At 55.3% G+C, this 17,136-nt stretch carries 15 protein-coding genes and 1 other annotated feature; of the genes, 3 read left to right on the forward strand and 12 right to left on the reverse strand.

The window, feature by feature from the left end; translation table 11 throughout:
* Positions 1 to 10: 10 nt before the first annotated feature.
* On the reverse strand, positions 11 to 949 hold the full coding sequence (ribF, locus tag AC1UKS_RS18335) for a bifunctional riboflavin kinase/FAD synthetase (protein WP_265908879.1): 939 nt from the start codon (positions 947 to 949) through the stop codon (positions 11 to 13).
* Between the two features lie 315 nt (positions 950 to 1,264).
* Here ribF and rpsT point away from each other — a divergent pair, with 315 nt between their 5' ends.
* The gene (rpsT, locus tag AC1UKS_RS18340; protein ID WP_013200708.1) at positions 1,265 to 1,528 is read left to right on the forward strand and encodes a 30S ribosomal protein S20; all 264 of its coding nucleotides are present in this window, start codon (positions 1,265 to 1,267) and stop codon (positions 1,526 to 1,528) included.
* Positions 1,529 to 1,592: 64 nt separating this feature from the next.
* Here the strand turns inward: rpsT and nhaR are convergent, their stop codons facing one another.
* The 4 genes from nhaR to dnaK all read right to left on the reverse strand — a co-directional run bounded on the left by nhaR (position 1,593) and on the right by dnaK (position 7,045).
* Positions 1,593 to 2,480: a transcriptional activator NhaR gene (gene nhaR, locus AC1UKS_RS18345; protein ID WP_013200707.1), complete on the reverse strand. Its 888-nt coding sequence runs from the start codon at positions 2,478 to 2,480 to the stop codon at positions 1,593 to 1,595.
* 57 nt (positions 2,481 to 2,537) lie between these two features.
* A complete protein-coding gene (gene nhaA, locus AC1UKS_RS18350) occupies positions 2,538 to 3,698 on the reverse strand; it encodes a Na+/H+ antiporter NhaA (RefSeq protein WP_482434745.1) in 1,161 nt (386 codons plus the stop codon).
* A gap of 182 nt (positions 3,699 to 3,880) precedes the next feature.
* On the reverse strand, positions 3,881 to 5,020 hold the full coding sequence (gene dnaJ / locus AC1UKS_RS18355) for a molecular chaperone DnaJ (protein ID WP_013200705.1): 1,140 nt from the start codon (positions 5,018 to 5,020) through the stop codon (positions 3,881 to 3,883).
* A 108-nt stretch (positions 5,021 to 5,128) separates the two neighbouring features.
* Positions 5,129 to 7,045, reverse strand: a complete 1,917-nt coding sequence (gene dnaK, locus AC1UKS_RS18360; protein WP_013200704.1) for a molecular chaperone DnaK — start codon at positions 7,043 to 7,045, stop codon at positions 5,129 to 5,131.
* A gap of 327 nt (positions 7,046 to 7,372) precedes the next feature.
* On the opposite strand from dnaK, the gene satP reads away from it, so the two are divergent.
* Positions 7,373 to 7,945 (forward strand): acetate uptake transporter, encoded by a 573-nt coding sequence (gene satP / locus AC1UKS_RS18365; protein ID WP_482437035.1) that lies wholly within the window; start codon positions 7,373 to 7,375, stop codon positions 7,943 to 7,945.
* Positions 7,946 to 7,997: 52 nt separating this feature from the next.
* Here satP and AC1UKS_RS18370 read toward each other — a convergent pair whose 3' ends face one another.
* From AC1UKS_RS18370 to tal, 3 genes are all read right to left on the reverse strand, one after another.
* Positions 7,998 to 9,299: an MFS transporter gene (locus AC1UKS_RS18370; RefSeq protein ID WP_265908882.1), complete on the reverse strand. Its 1,302-nt coding sequence runs from the start codon at positions 9,297 to 9,299 to the stop codon at positions 7,998 to 8,000.
* A gap of 122 nt (positions 9,300 to 9,421) precedes the next feature.
* Positions 9,422 to 10,009 (reverse strand): molybdopterin adenylyltransferase, encoded by a 588-nt coding sequence (mog, locus tag AC1UKS_RS18375; protein WP_013200701.1) that lies wholly within the window; start codon positions 10,007 to 10,009, stop codon positions 9,422 to 9,424.
* A 132-nt stretch (positions 10,010 to 10,141) separates the two neighbouring features.
* Positions 10,142 to 11,095 (reverse strand): transaldolase, encoded by a 954-nt coding sequence (tal, locus tag AC1UKS_RS18380; protein WP_013200700.1) that lies wholly within the window; start codon positions 11,093 to 11,095, stop codon positions 10,142 to 10,144.
* 252 nt (positions 11,096 to 11,347) lie between these two features.
* Here tal and yaaA point away from each other — a divergent pair, with 252 nt between their 5' ends.
* Positions 11,348 to 12,124: a peroxide stress protein YaaA gene (gene yaaA / locus AC1UKS_RS18385; protein ID WP_482434746.1), complete on the forward strand. Its 777-nt coding sequence runs from the start codon at positions 11,348 to 11,350 to the stop codon at positions 12,122 to 12,124.
* Positions 12,125 to 12,206: 82 nt separating this feature from the next.
* Here the strand turns inward: yaaA and thrC are convergent, their stop codons facing one another.
* From thrC to thrL, 4 genes are all read right to left on the reverse strand, one after another.
* Positions 12,207 to 13,493 carry a threonine synthase gene (gene thrC / locus AC1UKS_RS18390; protein WP_482434747.1) on the reverse strand — a complete coding sequence of 429 codons (1,287 nt, stop codon included), beginning with the start codon at positions 13,491 to 13,493 and terminating at the stop codon, positions 12,207 to 12,209.
* A 3-nt stretch (positions 13,494 to 13,496) separates the two neighbouring features.
* Positions 13,497 to 14,426, reverse strand: a complete 930-nt coding sequence (gene thrB / locus AC1UKS_RS18395; protein WP_482434748.1) for a homoserine kinase — start codon at positions 14,424 to 14,426, stop codon at positions 13,497 to 13,499.
* Between the two features lie 2 nt (positions 14,427 to 14,428).
* A complete protein-coding gene (gene thrA / locus AC1UKS_RS18400) occupies positions 14,429 to 16,891 on the reverse strand; it encodes a bifunctional aspartate kinase/homoserine dehydrogenase I (protein WP_482434749.1) in 2,463 nt (820 codons plus the stop codon).
* 25 nt (positions 16,892 to 16,916) lie between these two features.
* Positions 16,917 to 17,039, reverse strand: a sequence feature (Thr leader region).
* The gene (gene thrL / locus AC1UKS_RS18405) at positions 16,975 to 17,046 is read right to left on the reverse strand and encodes a thr operon leader peptide (protein WP_482437037.1); all 72 of its coding nucleotides are present in this window, start codon (positions 17,044 to 17,046) and stop codon (positions 16,975 to 16,977) included. It overlaps the preceding feature by 65 nt.
* Positions 17,047 to 17,136: the final 90 nt, after the last annotated feature.

Here is a 17,136-nt window from a genome sequence, read left to right on the forward strand (position 1 = left end):
TCGGTTCTGTTTAAACCGGTGTTTTCAGCCCGAAAAATGTCCGGGCGCTCACCACATCTTTAGCAATTTGCTCTTTGAGCTCGTCAAGTGAAGCAAAACGCTGCTCATTTCGTATTTTTTGACAGAGCACCACGTCTATATGGCGTCCATACAGGTGCATTGCAACGTCCAGCAGGTGAACTTCTAACTGCTGACGCATGCCGGCGACCGTTGGGCGTGTGCCAATGTTGGCAACGCCAGGCAAAGGTTTATCGCCCAGACCCAGCACTTCCACGGCATACACCCCTTTCACCGGCGAAACATAGCGTCGTAACGGCAGATTAGCGGTAGGGAAGCCTAACGTCCGGCCCAGTGCATCACCGTGCACCACCCGGCCTGAAATGCTGAAGGGATGTCCAAGAAGTGCAGCCGCCAGCGGCAGATTATCGTCGGCCAACGCCTGACGGACTGCCGTGCTGCTGATGCGCTTGCCATCATCGCAGAAGGTCTGGGTACTGATGACATCAAAGCCATGTTCGATGCCCGCATGCTGTAATAACAGGAAATCCCCCTGGCGACCAGCGCCAAAGCGGAAGTCATCGCCTACGGCCAGGAACTTCACATCCAGCTTGTCCACCAGTAAGTCGGTGACAAAACTTTGCGCGGTCAGCGCGGCAAAGCGGCGGTCGAAACGCACGCACAGCACCGCATCCACACCCGCTTCGCTCAGGTAGCGCACTTTGTCCCGCAGGCGAGTCAGCCTGGCAGGCGCTTTATCAGCCGCAAACAGCTCAAGCGGTTGCGGTTCAAAGATCATCACCACCACCGGCAAATTGCGTTGGCGTCCTTCTTCACACAGTCGGGCCAGCAACGCCTGATGGCCGCGATGTACGCCATCGAAGTTACCGATGGTCAGTACGCAGCCGCGATGCTGCTCCCTAAGGTTATGTATGCCGCGGATAAACTTCATGGCTGGCTCAAATTTGTGGAAATCGGCGGATTATACCTTGTACAGCTCTGAAGGTTAACCCGCGAATGCGGCTTTACTCTGTTTATCGCGGCATTTTCTGCGGTAAACTGCTCCGTCAGGCGGCAATAGCATTTATCTTGTGATTAAGCTGTATTCGGTGAGATGAAGCTGGTAGAATCTTGCGCCATCGAAACGTAATAGAGTGTCGCGTGTTTGGCGGCGCTTATTTGCACAAATCCATTGACAACCATGGGCGAAAGAGGCATATTCCTCGGCCTTTGAATTGTCCTCATAGAACTATTTGGGAGTTGGACCTTGGCTAATATCAAATCAGCTAAGAAACGCGCAGTAACGTCTGAGAAGCGTCGTAAGCACAACGCTAGCCGTCGTTCAATGTTGCGTACTTTTATCAAGAAAGTCTACGCGGCTGTCGCTCTTGGCGATAAAGCGGCTGCGCAGAATGCATTTAATGAAATGCAACCAATTGTGGACCGTCAGGCAGCTAAAGGCCTGATCCACAAAAACAAAGCTGCACGCCATAAAGCAAATCTGGCTGCACAGATCAGCAAACTGGATTAATCTCCAGCCCGCTAATCGGCTTTGATGAAAAAACCGGCTCTGCCGGTTTTTTTGTGTCTGCAATTCAGGAAAACAGCCCCGTAAAGTCCTTGTTGCAGATACGCTGTACCGCCGGATGCTGGATCATCCGCTCGGCAAATATCACGTGATACTCTTCCACCACGCTGTCTATCCTGCCCAGTTCTAAAATCCCTTTCTCAAAAAACACATCGTTTGCATAGCTTGAAGGCGCGACAAAAATCGCATTGTGGCTGGCACCGAACGCCTTCATCAGTGCGGCATCGTCAAACTCGCCTAAAATATCCACTTCCAGTCCCTGGGTCTGGAACCAGTTGAGCAGCTTTCGTCCCAGCATCGAACGACGGCCGGGGATCAGCAGCTTTCGCTGTTCAAGGCAGGCCGGGAAAGGCAAATCGGGTTGCGGTGCCTGACACCAGAAGCTGATGCAGGATTCGCCCAGCTTGACGGAGAACAGCCCTTCCTGCTGGGTGGAATCGATTGGGCAGTCGGAGAGGATCATATCCAGCTTGTGCTGGCTCAGCTGCTCAAGCAGCATTTCGTGGGTCGATTCATAACAGCGCAGATGAATTTTATCTTCGTCGACCACCGCGGTTTGCAGCACCTGGCTGACCAACCTTTTCGACAGCACATCCGCCACGCCAACGTCGAACAGCAGACTGGCTTCCTTGCGGTAGTTAACGATATCCAGCATCTCCTGGCTGAGCTGAAACATTTTGTCGGCATAGCGGAACACCAGCTGTCCGAGCTCAGATGGCACCAGCCCTCTTCCCTGGCGTTTAAACAGTTTGCCCTGCAGACGGTCCTCCAGCGCTTTGATCTGTCCGGTGATGGTCTGCGGCGTCAGATTAAGGGCATCTGCCGCGCCGACCACCGAACCGGCTTTGCACACCTGCCAGAAGTAATACAGATGGTTGAAGTTTATGTGTGACATGCGCGCCTCCCTGATGGCGTGATCGGAACCGGCCAGCCGACGCTGACCGGCGCCGCGTTATCGCAATTTGAGTCGCAGCAGCGTGTACCCCATCACCGCTGAGATAGCCGAACCGACCAGGATACCCAATTTTGCCAGCGTCACCATCTCTTCATGGGCCGCATCAAAGGCCAGCGAGGCGATAAAGATCGACATGGTAAAGCCGATACCGCACAGCAGCCCGACGGACGCGATGTCCTGCATGCGGGTGCCTTCCGGCAAGGCCGCAATCTTCATTTTTACTGCCAGCCAGCAGATCAGGGTGATCCCCAGCGGTTTACCGATAAACAGCCCCAAAATAATGCCGATTGGCACCGCTGACAGCAGTCCATCAGCGGACACGCCGGTTAACGAGACGCCGGCATTGGCAAAGGCAAACAGCGGCAGGATCACCCAGCTCACCCAGGGTGCGAGGCCATGCGCCAGGTGCATCGCCGGGGAATGACCGTTTTCTTTTTTCAACGGCACAAAGAATCCGACCAGCACACCCGCCACCGTGGCGTGGATGCCAGACTTCAGCACCGCCACCCACAGCACCATCCCGACCAGCATATAAAGCGAGATACTGCGCACGCCCAATTTATTCAGCAGCGCCAGCACCACAATCGCGCCGCCGGCAACGGCCAGTGACGCCACGGACAGCTCCTGGGTATAGAAGAAGGCAATGATCAGGATCGCCCCAAGGTCATCAATGACGGCCAGCGCCATCAGGAACATCTTCAGCGCAGGCGGCACGCGGCTGCCGAGCAACGCCAGGATACCCAGCGCAAACGCGATGTCTGTCGCGGTCGGGATAGCCCAGCCGTGAATGGCCAGCGGATCGTTATGGTTCATCGCCGCATAGATCAGCGCGGGTGCCAGCATACCGCCCAGCGCGGCAATCAATGGGAACATTGCACGCTCACGCGTTGCCAGAGAGCCGGAGACCAGCTCGTGCTTCACTTCCAGACCGATCATCAGGAAGAACACCGCCATCAACGCATCATTGATCCACAACAGCAGGTTTTTGCTGATATCCAGGCTACCGAAGCGGAATTCGACCGGCATAGTCAGGATCGACTGATAAGCCTGCTGGGTCGCAGCCGTATTCGCGAGGATCATCGCTATCGCCGCAGCGATAATGAGAACCACGCCACCGGTGGCTTCATTTTTCAGGAGTCGTTTGAGCGCTGCATTCATCTGGGCATTCCCTTAACAAAGTGATGAAGAAAAGTACCGCAAGCATACGCGTTTTAACTGCTCGTAAAAAACAGTTTATACCCGGTTATAAGGTAGGTATTTCCGAGTAGTGGATCCGTGCGGTGAAATGGGCAAAAAAAACGGACAGCCTGAGCTGTCCGTTAGTCTGACTTCCGCAGAAATTAGCGGGTCAGGTCATCGAAAAATTTCTTCACGCCGTCGAAGAAGCTTTTCGAGCGTGGGCTGTTCTTCTCGCCACTTGGGCCACCGAAGCTCTCTTCAAGCTCCTGCAGCAACGCCTTCTGCTTCTCGTTCAGGCTGACCGGGGTTTCCACCACCACGCGGCACAGCAGGTCGCCCTGAGCACCGCCGCGCACGGATTTAACACCCTTACTGCGCATACGGAACAGCTTGCCGGTCTGGGTTTCCGCCGGAACCTTCAACTTCACACGGCCATCCAGCGTCGGCACTTCAATCTCGCCGCCCAGTGCTGCCATGGCAAAGTTGATCGGTACTTCGCAATACAGGTTGTTCTCTTCACGCTCGAAGATTGGGTGCTTGCGCACCTGCACCTGAACGTAGAGATCGCCTGCCGGTGCGCCATGCTCCCCCGCTTCACCCTCGCCAGTCAGACGGATACGGTCGCCGGTATCGACGCCAGCCGGGATTTTCACCGACAGGGTCTTGGACTTCTCGACGCGGCCGTGACCGTGACAGGCATTACACGGATCTTTGATCACCGAGCCGCGGCCGTGACAGGTAGGACACGCCTGCTGCACGGTAAAGAAGCCCTGACGCATCTGAACCTGGCCCTGTCCATGACAGGTGCCACAGGTCTGTGGTTTGGTGCCCGCTTTCGCGCCGCTACCATCACACACCTCACACTCTTCCAACGTTGGAATGCGGATCTCTTTGGACACGCCGCGGACAGCTTCTTCAAGCGTCAGCTCCATGTTGTAGCGTAAATCGGCACCACGCGCAGCACGTTGCTGACGACGTCCTCCGCCAAAGATATCGCCGAACACGTCGCCAAAGATATCGCTGAAATCGGCACCGCCGCCACCAAAGCCGCCGCCACCACCGCCCATACCGCCCTGTTCAAAGGCTGCATGACCGTACTGATCGTAAGCTGCACGTTTCTGGCCATCGGTCAGAATTTCGTACGCTTCCTTCACTTCTTTGAATTTGGCTTCAGATTCTTTATCACCGGGATTACGGTCAGGGTGGAGTTTCATCGCCAGGCGTTTGTAGGCCTTTTTGATTTCACGCTCATCCGCTGATTTGGAAACGCCTAAAATCTCGTAATAGTCTTGCTTCGCCATACTGGTGTTCCTGCCCTTAACATGCGTGCACGGGCGTGGAGAAATTCCCACGCCCGTGCCGGTTATCATCAGTGGCCTGTTACAGGCCACTGTGCCCGCTCAGGGCGATTATTTTTTGTTGTCTTTCACTTCTTCAAATTCAGCGTCAACAACGTCGTCATCTTTCTTCGCAGAAGCGTCACCGGCATCCGCTGCGCCGCCAGCGGCCTGCTGCTGCTGTGCGAACTCCATCAGTTTGCTGGAAACTTCAGTCAGCGCCTGCATTTTCGCTTCGATAGCGTCTTTATCTTCGCCTTTCAGCGCTTCGTTCAGCTCGGCCAGGGCTGCCTCAATCGGCGCCTTGTCGTCTGCTGGCAGTTTATCGCCGGCTTCATCAAGCTGCTTACGGGTGCTGTGCGACAAGTGATCGGCGGTGTTACGAACCTGCACCAGCTCTTCGAACTTACGGTCGGACTCAGCGTTAGCTTCAGCGTCACGAACCATTTTTTCGATCTCTTCGTCGTTCAGACCAGAAGATGCCTTGATGGTGATCTTCTGCTCTTTACCGCTGTTTTTGTCTTTAGCAGACACGTGCAGGATACCATCGGCATCGATATCGAAGGTCACTTCGATCTGCGGCATGCCGCGCGGTGCGCCCTGAATCCCGTCCAGGTTGAACTGGCCCAGCGATTTGTTATCCGCAGCACGCTTACGCTCACCCTGAACCACGTGAATGGTTACAGCAGACTGGTTGTCTTCAGCAGTAGAGAACACCTGGCTGTGTTTGGTCGGGATAGTGGTGTTCTTGGTGATCAGTGAGGTCATCACGCCACCCATGGTTTCGATACCCAGAGACAGAGGGGTAACGTCCAGTAACAGAACGTCTTTCACTTCACCCGCTAACACGCCACCCTGAACCGCAGCACCGACGGCAACTGCTTCATCCGGGTTTACGTCTTTACGTGGTTCTTTACCGAAGAACTCAGCCACTTTCGACTGCACCATTGGCATACGGGTCTGGCCACCAACAAGGATAACGTCGTTGATGTCTGAAACAGACAGACCGGCATCCTGCAGCGCCACTTTCAGTGGGTCGATAGAGCGAGCCACCAGGTCTTCAACCAGTGATTCCAGCTTCGCACGGGTCACTTTGATGTTCAGGTGCTTAGGACCAGTCGCATCCGCCGTGATGTACGGCAGGTTCACGTCGGTCTGCTGTGCAGAAGACAGTTCGATTTTCGCTTTCTCTGCCGCTTCTTTCAGACGCTGCATTGCCAGCGGATCGTTGTGCAGATCGATGCCAGAATCTTTCTTAAATTCTGCCACCAGATAGTTGATCATGCGGCTATCGAAGTCTTCACCACCCAGGTGGGTATCACCATTGGTTGCCAGCACTTCAAAGGTTTTTTCGCCATCAACTTCATCAATTTCGATGATGGAGATATCGAAAGTACCGCCGCCCAGGTCATAAACCGCGATAGTACGGTTGCCCTGACCTTTGTCCATACCGTAAGCCAGTGCCGCTGCGGTTGGTTCGTTGATAATACGTTTTACGTCCAGACCTGCGATACGGCCGGCATCTTTCGTTGCCTGACGCTGCGCATCATTAAAGTATGCTGGAACGGTGATCACCGCTTCAGTGACCGGCTCGCCCAGATAGTCTTCAGCCGTTTTCTTCATTTTCTTCAGCACTTCAGCAGAGATCTGCGGCGGTGCCATTTTCTGGCCTTTCACGTCGATCCAGGCGTCACCGTTGTCAGAACCGGCGATTTTGTATGGCATGATTTTGATATCACGCTGCACTTCTTCGTCCTGGAAGCGACGGCCAATCAGGCGCTTGATCGCAAACAGGGTATTCTGTGGGTTGGTCACAGCCTGACGCTTAGCCGGTGAACCGACCAGAATCTCGCCGTCCTGGGTGTACGCGATGATGGAAGGGGTGGTGCGATCGCCTTCCGCATTCTCAAGTACACGCGCTTTGCCGCCATCCATAATAGCGACACAAGAGTTAGTCGTACCCAGGTCAATACCAATAATTTTACCCATCTATACATCTCCCACTTAAATTTATGTCAAATCAGTTTATGAACACTTAATGCGGGCTTTTTTTGCCGTTTCAACTGCTGGCGCCGCGCTTTTTTTCCAGGTCCATAACCTTGGATGCCAAATAAGATGGGGCCATCCAGAGCGGCATCAAGGGGCAAGGTGAAAAAAATTTCGTTTTTTCCACTCTTCAGATCAAGGTTTGCCGGACGGCGGAACATTATGATGCCGCGCGAATTGAAAAAATGGGGTCATAATCCGCAAAAACAGCCCCTTTCAGTCAGTTACTTCACTTTTTTTTACTTCCTGAACATGGATATCAGAGGACTTATGGACAGCAGCAAATTAGCGAACCCCGGACCGCTCGGCCTGATGGGCTTTGGCATGACCACCGTTTACCTTAATCTGCACAACGCCGGTTTTTTTCCCCTTAACGCCGCCATTTTCAGCATGGGAATATTTTTTGGCGGTCTGGCGCAGATCCTGGCCGGCCTGATGGAGTATAAAAAAGGCAATACCTTCGGCCTGACCGCCTTCACCGCTTATGGCTGCTTCTGGCTGAGCCTGGTGGGCATTTTAGTGTTGCCCCGCATCGGACTAGCAGAGCCCGCTGATGACACAGCACTCGGCATCTGGCTGGCATTATGGGGCGTGTTCACGCTGCTTATGTTCTTTGGCACCCTGCGCGCCAACCGGGCCTTACAGTTTGTCTTCGCCAGCCTTACGCTGCTCTTCGCCCTTCTCGCCATCGGCCATATTTCCGGCAATCATGCCGTGATGACGCTGGCAGGCTATGAAGGCATTCTTTGCGGCGCCAGCGCGATTTATCTGGCCATGGCCGAAGTGATTAATGCGCAGTTGGGGTGCAAAGCGCTGCCCGTTGGCGAGATGAATAAGGCGTAATTTGCGGAAGAAAGTGACCCGCCCGGCCGTTGAAAAACGACCGGGCTTTTTATTAGCTGAAGGTACGACCGACCAGTGCGTCACGCTTGCCATCGCGCTTTAACCAGATGCCGACCAGCAGACCAATTGCTGACAGCGCCAGCACATAGTAAGCGGGGGCCAGCGGCGTCACCGCCATAATCAGGGTGACGAAAATTGGCGTTAAGCCGCCAAAAATGGCGTAGGCGACGTTATACGAGAAGGCAATACCGGTGAAGCGCACTTCCGCCGGGAAGGCCCGCACCATCACATAAGGCACCGCGCCGACCACGCCCACGCTTAAGCCCACCAGCGCATAGCAGGGGAATAACAGCTCAGGATGCGCGCCGACCGTGCGGTAAAATATCCAGCTGCACACTGCAAGCAACAGGCTGCCCACAATAAAGGTTTTACTGGCGCCAAAGCGATCGGCTGCAAAGCCCGCACAGATGCAGCCCACCAGCAGCATCACCGTTGCCAGGCTGTTGGCCTGCAGCGCTTGCGCCGTCGGAATACCGTACTGCTTTTGCAGCAAGGTCGGCGTCATCAGGATCACCACCACGATCCCCGCCGAGAGCAGCCAGGTCAGCAACATGCTGATGGCGATTTCGCGTTTATGTTTCACCACCACCGCTTTCAGCGGCAGTTCCGCGGCCAGCGCTTTCCGCGCTTTCATCTCGACAAAGATCGGGGTTTCCTGCAACCAGCGGCGCAGATACAGCGCAATAAAGCCAAACACGCCGCCCAGCAGGAACGGGATACGCCAGGCGCCGGACAGGATGCCCTGCGGACCAAAGGCGCTGTTGACCAGCGTTGCCACCACCGATCCCAGCAGGATGCCCGCGGTGAGTCCGGCGGTCAGGGTGCCACAGGCAAAGCCGATGCGTTTTTCGGGAACATGTTCAGCGACAAACACCCAGGCACCCGGCACTTCACCACCGATCGCCGCGCCTTGCAGCACGCGCAGCAGTAACAGCAGGATCGGTGCGGCGATGCCCAGCGTGGCATAGGTCGGCAACAGCCCCATCGCCAGCGTGGGCAGCGCCATCAGCAGAATGCTCAGGCTGAACATCTTTTTGCGCCCCTGGCTGTCACCGAAATGCGCCATGATCAGGCCGCCTAACGGCCGGGCAAGATAGCCGGCAGCGAAAATGGCAAAAGTCTGGACCTGGCGCAGCCAGTCGGGGATATCCGCCGGGAAGAACAGATCGCCAATCACCGCCGCGAAGAACACGAAGATGATGAAGTCGTAGAATTCCAGCGCGCCACCGAGTGCCGCCAGAGAAAGGGTCTTGTAATCCTGCCGGTTCAGGCGGCGATCGTTATCGTGCAGCATAATTATTCAGGCACATCCAGAAGGTGAAGAAAAAAGGGTAGTGAGAAGTTGTAAAGCTATCCTTACTATACCGTTCAATTCTCGCTACGCCAGCTCGATCTTATGCCTGAATTACGCCATTTTTAGCCGTTTGTTTCGCGACGTGCACTTTTGGGACGAAATGCTGCTACCACCGCGTCATGCGTCTCGACATACGGGCCTTCCAGCAGCTGAATGCAATACGGCACGCTGGCAAATATACCGTGCACGCGCGCCTTACCCTCGGCATCCTTCAGCCCTTCCAGCGTCTCTTGAATCGACTTTGGCTGGCCCGGCAGATTAATAATCAGCGATTGTTTACGGATCACGCCGACCTGACGGGAGAGGATCGCCGTCGGCACAAAGTTGAGGCTGATCTGGCGCATTTGCTCGCCAAAACCGGGCATCTCGCGATCGGCAATCGCCAGTGTGGCATCCGGGGTGACGTCACGCCGCGCCGGGCCGGTGCCGCCCGTGGTCAGGACCAGATGGCAGAACATTTCATCCACAAGCTCGCAAATCGCCTGTTCAATCATCGGCTGTTCATCCGGCACCAGCCGTTTTTCAATCTCAAACGGCGTTGCCAGCGCCTGGGTTAACCAGGCCTCAAGTGCAGGCAGCCCCTGATCCTGATAGATGCCGTTGGCGGCACGATCGGAAACCGAAATTAAGCCTATACGTAGTGTATTCATCGTGTGGTCACTGTGTTTACGGCCACGGTAAAAGCGCGGGCGTGGAGGAGGATAAAAGCAGGATAAACCATTACAAAGCGGGATGTACAGCGGGGGAAAACGGTGGCCGGATAACCGGCCACGGTCGGAGACTTACAGCAGGTCGGCAATCATTTTGTCGAGTTTGCCCTGGTCGAGAGCAAAGTTACGGATGCCCTGAGCCAGTTTGTCGACTGCCATCGGATCCTGGTTGTGCTGCCACAGGAACTCAGATTCAGTCATTTTCGCCGGACGCGCTTTCACTTCGCCGGTGTAAGACAGTTTACGCTCCAGCGTCCCTTCGGTTTCTGCCAGCTCTTTCAGCAGGTTCGGGGAGATGGTCAGACGGTCGCAGCCAGCCAGTTCGATGATTTCGCCAACGTTACGGAAGCTTGCGCCCATCACAACGGTTTCGTAGCCATGCTGCTTGTAGTATTCGTAGATTTCAGACACGGAAACCACGCCTGGATCTTCATGGGCAGCGTACTCTTTCTTGTCGGTGTTGGCTTTGTACCAGTCCAGAATACGGCCGACGAACGGAGAAATCAGGAACACGCCCGCTTCAGCACAGGCACGCGCCTGGGCGAAGGAGAACAGCAGCGTCAGGTTACAGTTGATGCCTTCTTTTTCCAGCTGCTCAGCCGCACGGATGCCCTGCCAGGTGGAAGCCAGTTTGATCAGGATGCGGTCGTTGCTGATGCCAGCATCGTTATACAGTTTGATCAGGGAACGGGCTTTATTGATGCTGCCTTCGGTGTCGTAAGACAGACGGGCATCGACTTCAGTAGAGATACGGCCAGGGACCAGCTTGAGGATTTCCAGACCGATATTGACGGCCAGCTTGTCCGCAGCGTAGTTCACCTGCTCTTCTTTTTTGCTGCTCTGATCGCGAGCCCAGGTCACCGCTTCATCAATCAGCTTGCGGTATTCAGGGATCTGCGCGGCGCTCAGGATCAGGGAAGGGTTGGTGGTAGCATCTTGCGGCTTGTACAGCTTCATCGCTGCAATGTCACCGGTATCGGCAACAACGGTAGTCAGTTGACGCAGGGAAGTCAGTTTATCCGTCATGGTTGTCATTCTCATCAGAGTAGAGTTATCGGGTTCTAGAAAATGTCTGACACGGATAATATCACGCGAAACTTGCCATGCAAGGTAAGGTTGCCCGCAGGCCACGCAGTGCTAAATTGATGAAGAATACCCCTTTAACGCGCCGGGAATCAGTAAAGGCAATGGCAGCGATTACTCCTTTCACATCACTTTTTTGCTAAAGTAACGGCTAAATTTTTGCCCCTCGCGGCAACTTCATACAAGGACTCAGGCATGTTGATGGTTATCTCCCCAGCCAAAACGCTGGATTTTGAAAGTCCGCTGGCGACCAAACGTTTCACCCAACCTGCGTTGCTGGATGATTCCCAAAAACTGATTGAGGTCGCCCGAAAGCTGACGCCAGCGCAGATTGGTTCCCTGATGCACATCAGCGATAAACTGGCTGGACTGAACGCCGATCGTTTCCATAACTGGCACCCGCCCTTCACCCCGGAGAACGCACGTCAGGCGATCCTCGCCTTTAAAGGTGATGTCTATACCGGCCTGCAGGCGGAAACCTTTAAAGAGAAAGACTTCGATTTTGCTCAGCAGCACCTGCGCATGCTGTCCGGCCTTTACGGTCTGCTGCGCCCGCTGGATTTGATGCAGGCCTATCGTCTGGAAATGGGCATCAGGCTGGAAAACCCGGCCGGCAAAGATCTCTACACCTTCTGGGGCGATAAGCTGACCGAAGCGCTGAATGCCGCGCTGGCCGAGCAAGGCGATGACGTGTTGCTGAACCTGGCGTCCGATGAGTATTTCAAAGCGGTGAAGCCGAAAAAGCTCAATGGCCGCATCATCAAACCGGTGTTCCTCGATGAGAAAAACGGCAAGTTCAAAGTGATCAGCTTCTATGCCAAAAAGGCGCGTGGCCTGATGAGCCGTTATGTGATTGAGAATCGCCTGACCAAACCGGCGCAGCTGAAGAAGTTTGATGTGGACGGCTACGCCTTTGTCCCGGAAGAGAGCAGCGACAGCGAACTGATGTTTAAGCGCCGCGAAGCGGTCTGACCGCACACCAACAGCATAAAAAAACGGCCCTTTTCAGGGCCGTTTGCATGGGTGGATACGACCCGCAACGGGGCCGGAGACCTTATTTGTGCAACAGGAACTCGCGCAGTTCCGCGAAGTCCGCTTTCATCTCATGGGAGAGCAGCGGCAGGTTGGCACGCTGTGCCAGCTCTTCTGGAACCTGCAGTTTGCGGTCGAGGATCGCTTCCACGCTTTCGATAAATTTGGCCGGGTGCGCAGTACCAAGGAACAAACCAAACTCCCCTTCCTGCAACTGATCGCGCAGCATACGGTACGCAATCGCCGCGTGGGGTTCAGAGATGTAACCCAGATCCGCCAGCTCACGCATGGTGTCTTTGGTGGTCTGATCATCAACCGCACCAAAGCCCAGATCGGTCAGGCGCCAGGTTTTGCGGCGGAAGATCTCTTCCACGCGCGGCCAGTTGTTCGGCTGGCTGACATCCATCGCGTTAGATAAGGTGGAAACCGTGGCATTGGGCTGCCATTCGCCCTTCTCAAGGAAGCGCGGAACGGTGTCATTGGCGTTGGTGGCGGCGATAAAGCGCTTAACCGGCAGGCCAAGGGATTTCGCCAGCAGGCCCGCGGTCAGGTCGCCGAAGTTACCGCTCGGAACGGAGATCACCAGCTGGTTACGCTTCTCCTGAGGCAGTTGCGCCACCGCTTCGAAGTAGTAACAAATCTGCGCCAGCAGGCGGCTGATGTTGATTGAGTTTGCCGAGTTCAGGCCAATGGCTTTCTTCAGCAGCTCATCATCGAAGGCCTGCTTCACCAGTGACTGACAGGCATCAAAGTCGCCTTCAATGGCGATGGTCTGGATATTGCCACCCAGCGTACAGAACAGCTTCTCCTGCAGCGGACTGATTTTGCCTTTCGGATAGAGGATCACCACGCGAACGTTTTCCATGCCGAAGAAAGCATGGGCAACTGCCGCGCCGGTATCGCCGGAAGTGGCGGTCAGAATGGTGATTTTCTCATCGGCGCCGCTAACGTAGGAGAGCATTTGCGCCATAAAACGGCCGCCAAAGTCTTTAAACGCCAGCGTTGGACCATGGAACAGCTCAAGCGCAGCGATATCATCCGTCACCTTTTGTACCGGTGCCGGGAAGCTGAAGGCGGTTTTCAGGCGCTGATGCAACTGATGAGGCGCGATCTCATCGCCAATAAAGGCAGAGAGGATTTTGCTACTGCGGGTAACGAAATCCATCTCCAACATCTCGTCGATGTCGGTCAGTTCAAACTCAGGCAGCTCGAGCGGAAAGAACAGGCCCTGCTGTTTGCCGAGGCCCTGCTTAACGGCCTGCGAGAAGCTTACCTGCTCGTTGTGATCCTTAAGATTATACAGTTTCATGCGTTATCCCAGTTTACGTGCGCCTGCCGTGTCTATGCGGCAGATATGAACGAAGCCTTCATCATTTTGCAGATAGTGCTGACTGAGCCAGTCTGCCATGCGCTGTGCCGTCTCCGGTTGGTTACAGACGGCGAACAGCGTTGGGCCGGATCCTGAAATCCCACAGGCCAGCGCGCCAATATCCTGCGCAGCCTGACGGGCTTCAGCAAATCCCGGTAACAGCTTGGTGCGGTAAGGCTCGGCGATCACATCGCGCATCAGCTTTGCCGCCAGCGCCGGTTGCTGCGTGTGGCAGGCATGAATAAACCCACCCAGGTAGCGACCGTGCTTAATAATGTCTTCTTTGCGGTACTGTGCCGGCAGGATCGCGCGGGCTTCCGCGGTGGAAACTTTGATCCCCGGATAGGCCATCACCCACAGCCAGTCATCAAAGCCTGGCACCTGCTGGCTGATAATCCCATTTTCCTCAAGCATCAGCTGAATGCCGCCGAGGAAGCACGGCGCCACGTTATCATAATGTACGCTACCGGAAATACGCCCTTCCAGCTCACCCATCAGCGCCAGCAATTCGGTATCGCTCAACGGGTTACCGCAGTGCTCGTTCATCGCCATCAGGCCAGCCACCACGGAACAGGCGCTGGAACCCAGACCGGAACCGATCGGCATGTTTTTTTCAAGCGTCATCGCCACCGGTACGCGTTTGCCAATCGCTTCGCAGAAACGATCCCAGCACTGCCAGACGATGTTTTCCTGCGGGTTGGTGGGCAGCTTGCTGACGAAACGCCCTTCATTACGCAGGCTGAATTCGCTGGCCGCTTCCACGGTTACGCAATCGCCCAGCAAGGTACCGTCAACGGGAGACACCGCCGCACCCAGTACATCAAAGCCCACGCTGACGTTGCCGATTGAGGCAGGGGCATAAATCTTAACCATTCTTAAACTCCCAACTTCCATGACAAGGTGCGTAACAGGTCGGCGAACACGCCTGCTGCGGTCACATCATTACCGGCACCGTAACCCCGCAGAACCAGCGGAATCGGCTGATAGTAGCGGCTGTAGAAGGCCAGGGCATTCTCGCCGTTTTTCACTTTATACAGCGGATCGTTACCGTCCACGGCATCAATTTTTACCTGACAACGGCCTCCTTCTTCAATGGCGCCGACAAACCGCAGCACTTTGCCCTCTGCACTGGCCCGCGCCACGCGGGAAGCAAAGGCATCATCCAGCTCTGGCAGACGCGCCATAAAGGTTTCCACGTCGGCAATCGCCGTGAGCTGTTCCGGCAGAACGGCTTCAATCTCGATGTCGCTGAGCTCCAGCTGGTAACCCGCTTCACGGGCGAGGATCAGCAGCTTGCGCGCCACGTCCATCCCGGAGAGATCGTCACGCGGGTCTGGCTCGGTGAAGCCCATTTCACGTGCGGTTTTGGTGGCTTCCGACAGCGACACGCCTTCATCCAGTTTACCGAAAATGAACGATAAAGAGCCAGAAAGGATGCCGGAGAAACGCAGCAGCTCATCACCGGCATTCAGCAGGTTTTGCAGGTTCTCGATTACCGGCAGGCCCGCACCGACGTTGGTATCGTAAAGGAATTTACGGCGAGATTTCGCCGCCGCCGCACGCATCTGCAGGTAGTAATTGTAAGAGGAGGTGTTGGCCTTTTTATTCGGCGTCACCACGTGGAAGCCTTCGCCGAGGAAGTCGGCATACTGATCGGCAACCGCCTGGCTTGAAGTACAGTCCACAATCACCGGATTCAGCAGGTGATACTCTTTTACCAGACGCATCAGGCGGCCAAGGTTGAACGGCTCTTTGGCGTCAGCCAGAGATGCTTTCCAGTTCTCCAGCGGAATGCCGTGAACGTTAGTCAGCAGCGCTTTGGAGTTGGCGATACCGCACACCCGCAAATCGATATGTTTATTCTTCAGCCACGCCTGCTGGCGATGCAGCTGATCGATCAGTGCCGCGCCGACGCCGCCGACGCCGATCACAAACACTTCAATCACCTGGTCAGTAGCGAACAGCATCTGGTGCACCACGCGCACGCCGGTGGTGGCCTGATCGTTATCCACCACCACCGAGATAGAACGCTCGGAAGAACCCTGCGCGATGGCGACGATATTGATATTGGCCCGCGCCAGCGCCGAGAAGAATTTGGCAGAGATGCCGCGCAGCGTGCGCATCCCGTCGCCGACCACTGAAATCACCGCCAGATGTTCCATCACATCCAGTGGCTCAAGCAGGCCATCTTTCAGCTCAAGATAGAACTCTTCTTCTAATACGCGACGGGCACGCGCCTGATCGCTCTGCGGCACGCAGAAACTGATGCTGTATTCAGACGAGGACTGGGTGATCAACACCACGGAGATCCCGCTGCGGGACATGGCGGCAAAGACTCGCGCCGCCATGCCGACCATCCCTTTCATGCCGGGGCCGGAGACGTTAAACATCGCCATGTTATTCAGATTGGTGATGCCCTTAACCGGATTATCATCATCCGAGCTGTCACCACCAATCAGCGTGCCGGGCGCCTGAGGATTGGCGGTATTCTTGATCAGGCATGGGATCTGGAACTGTGCGATAGGGGTGATGGTGCGCGGGTGCAGCACTTTCGCGCCAAAATAGGAAAGCTCCATCGCTTCCTGGTAGGACATCGATTTCAGCAGGCGCGCATCCGGCACCTGGCGAGGATCGCAGGTGTAAACCCCGTCAACATCGGTCCAGATTTCACAACAATCAGCGCGTAAACAGGCGGCCAGCACCGCAGCCGAATAATCGGAGCCGTTGCGGCCCAGCACCACCAGTTCACCTTTATCATTACCGGCGGTGAAGCCGGCCATCAGGATCATGTTTTCTGGCGGGATTTGGCTGGCGGCAATGCGGCGAGTGGATTCAGCGATATCAACGGTGGATTCGAGGTAATGCCCAACGGCCAGCAGCTTCTCAACCGGGTCGATCACGCTAACGCCATGTCCGCGTGCCAGCAGCAACGCCTCCATAATCGCAATCGACAGCTTTTCGCCACGGCAGATAATCGCCGCGTTGACGCTGTCCGGGCACTGACCCAGCAGGCCGATGCCGTGCAGGATCTGCTTAAGCTGCGCAAACTCCTGGTCGACAACGGTTTTCACCTTGTCGTACTGGAAACCCGGCTGCGCTTCCGCCAGGCCCTGCAGCAGGGAAGCAAAAATGCTTTCCGCATCGCTGATGTTCGGCAAGGCATCCTGGCCGCTGATGGTTTTTTCAATCATCGCCACCAGGTGATTCGTGATCTTAGCTGGCGCGGACAATACGGTAGCAACCTGTCCCTGCTTCGCATTACTTTCCAGAATGTCTGCCACGCGTAAGAAGCGTTCCGCGTTGGCTACTGAGGTTCCACCGAATTTCAGCACTCGCATATCAAAATCTCCTGAATTTTTGCCGAAAAAAAAAGCCCGCACTGTTTAGGTGCGGGCTTGTTTTTTGATGATTCCTGTATGCGTCAGCCCGCACCGTTACCTGTGGTAATGGTGGTGATAATAATGATTGTTGTCATCAGGCTGAAATTGCGCATTTTAGATTTATCGTCTGTCTGTTTATAAATTCTGTCGGCCTCCAGAAGTAAAGCAATCCCCTGGCCAAGTCAATTTTTTTATCACCGTCT

The sequence above is a fragment of the Erwinia sp. AK-PDG3-5 genome, from assembly GCF_056821705.1.

Coding starts and splice junctions, on each gene's coding strand:
- ribF (WP_265908879.1), bottom strand. CDS start 949: ATGAAGTTTATCCGCGGCATACATAACCTTAGGGAGCAGCATCGCGGC.
- nhaR (WP_013200707.1), bottom strand. CDS start 2,480: ATGTCACACATAAACTTCAACCATCTGTATTACTTCTGGCAGGTGTGC.
- nhaA (WP_482434745.1), bottom strand. CDS start 3,698: ATGAATGCAGCGCTCAAACGACTCCTGAAAAATGAAGCCACCGGTGGC.
- dnaJ (WP_013200705.1), bottom strand. CDS start 5,020: ATGGCGAAGCAAGACTATTACGAGATTTTAGGCGTTTCCAAATCAGCG.
- dnaK (WP_013200704.1), bottom strand. CDS start 7,045: ATGGGTAAAATTATTGGTATTGACCTGGGTACGACTAACTCTTGTGTC.
- satP (WP_482437035.1), top strand. CDS start 7,373: ATGGACAGCAGCAAATTAGCGAACCCCGGACCGCTCGGCCTGATGGGC.
- AC1UKS_RS18370 (WP_265908882.1), bottom strand. CDS start 9,299: ATGCTGCACGATAACGATCGCCGCCTGAACCGGCAGGATTACAAGACC.
- mog (WP_013200701.1), bottom strand. CDS start 10,009: ATGAATACACTACGTATAGGCTTAATTTCGGTTTCCGATCGTGCCGCC.
- tal (WP_013200700.1), bottom strand. CDS start 11,095: ATGACGGATAAACTGACTTCCCTGCGTCAACTGACTACCGTTGTTGCC.
- yaaA (WP_482434746.1), top strand. CDS start 11,348: ATGTTGATGGTTATCTCCCCAGCCAAAACGCTGGATTTTGAAAGTCCG.
- thrC (WP_482434747.1), bottom strand. CDS start 13,493: ATGAAACTGTATAATCTTAAGGATCACAACGAGCAGGTAAGCTTCTCG.
- thrB (WP_482434748.1), bottom strand. CDS start 14,426: ATGGTTAAGATTTATGCCCCTGCCTCAATCGGCAACGTCAGCGTGGGC.
- thrA (WP_482434749.1), bottom strand. CDS start 16,891: ATGCGAGTGCTGAAATTCGGTGGAACCTCAGTAGCCAACGCGGAACGC.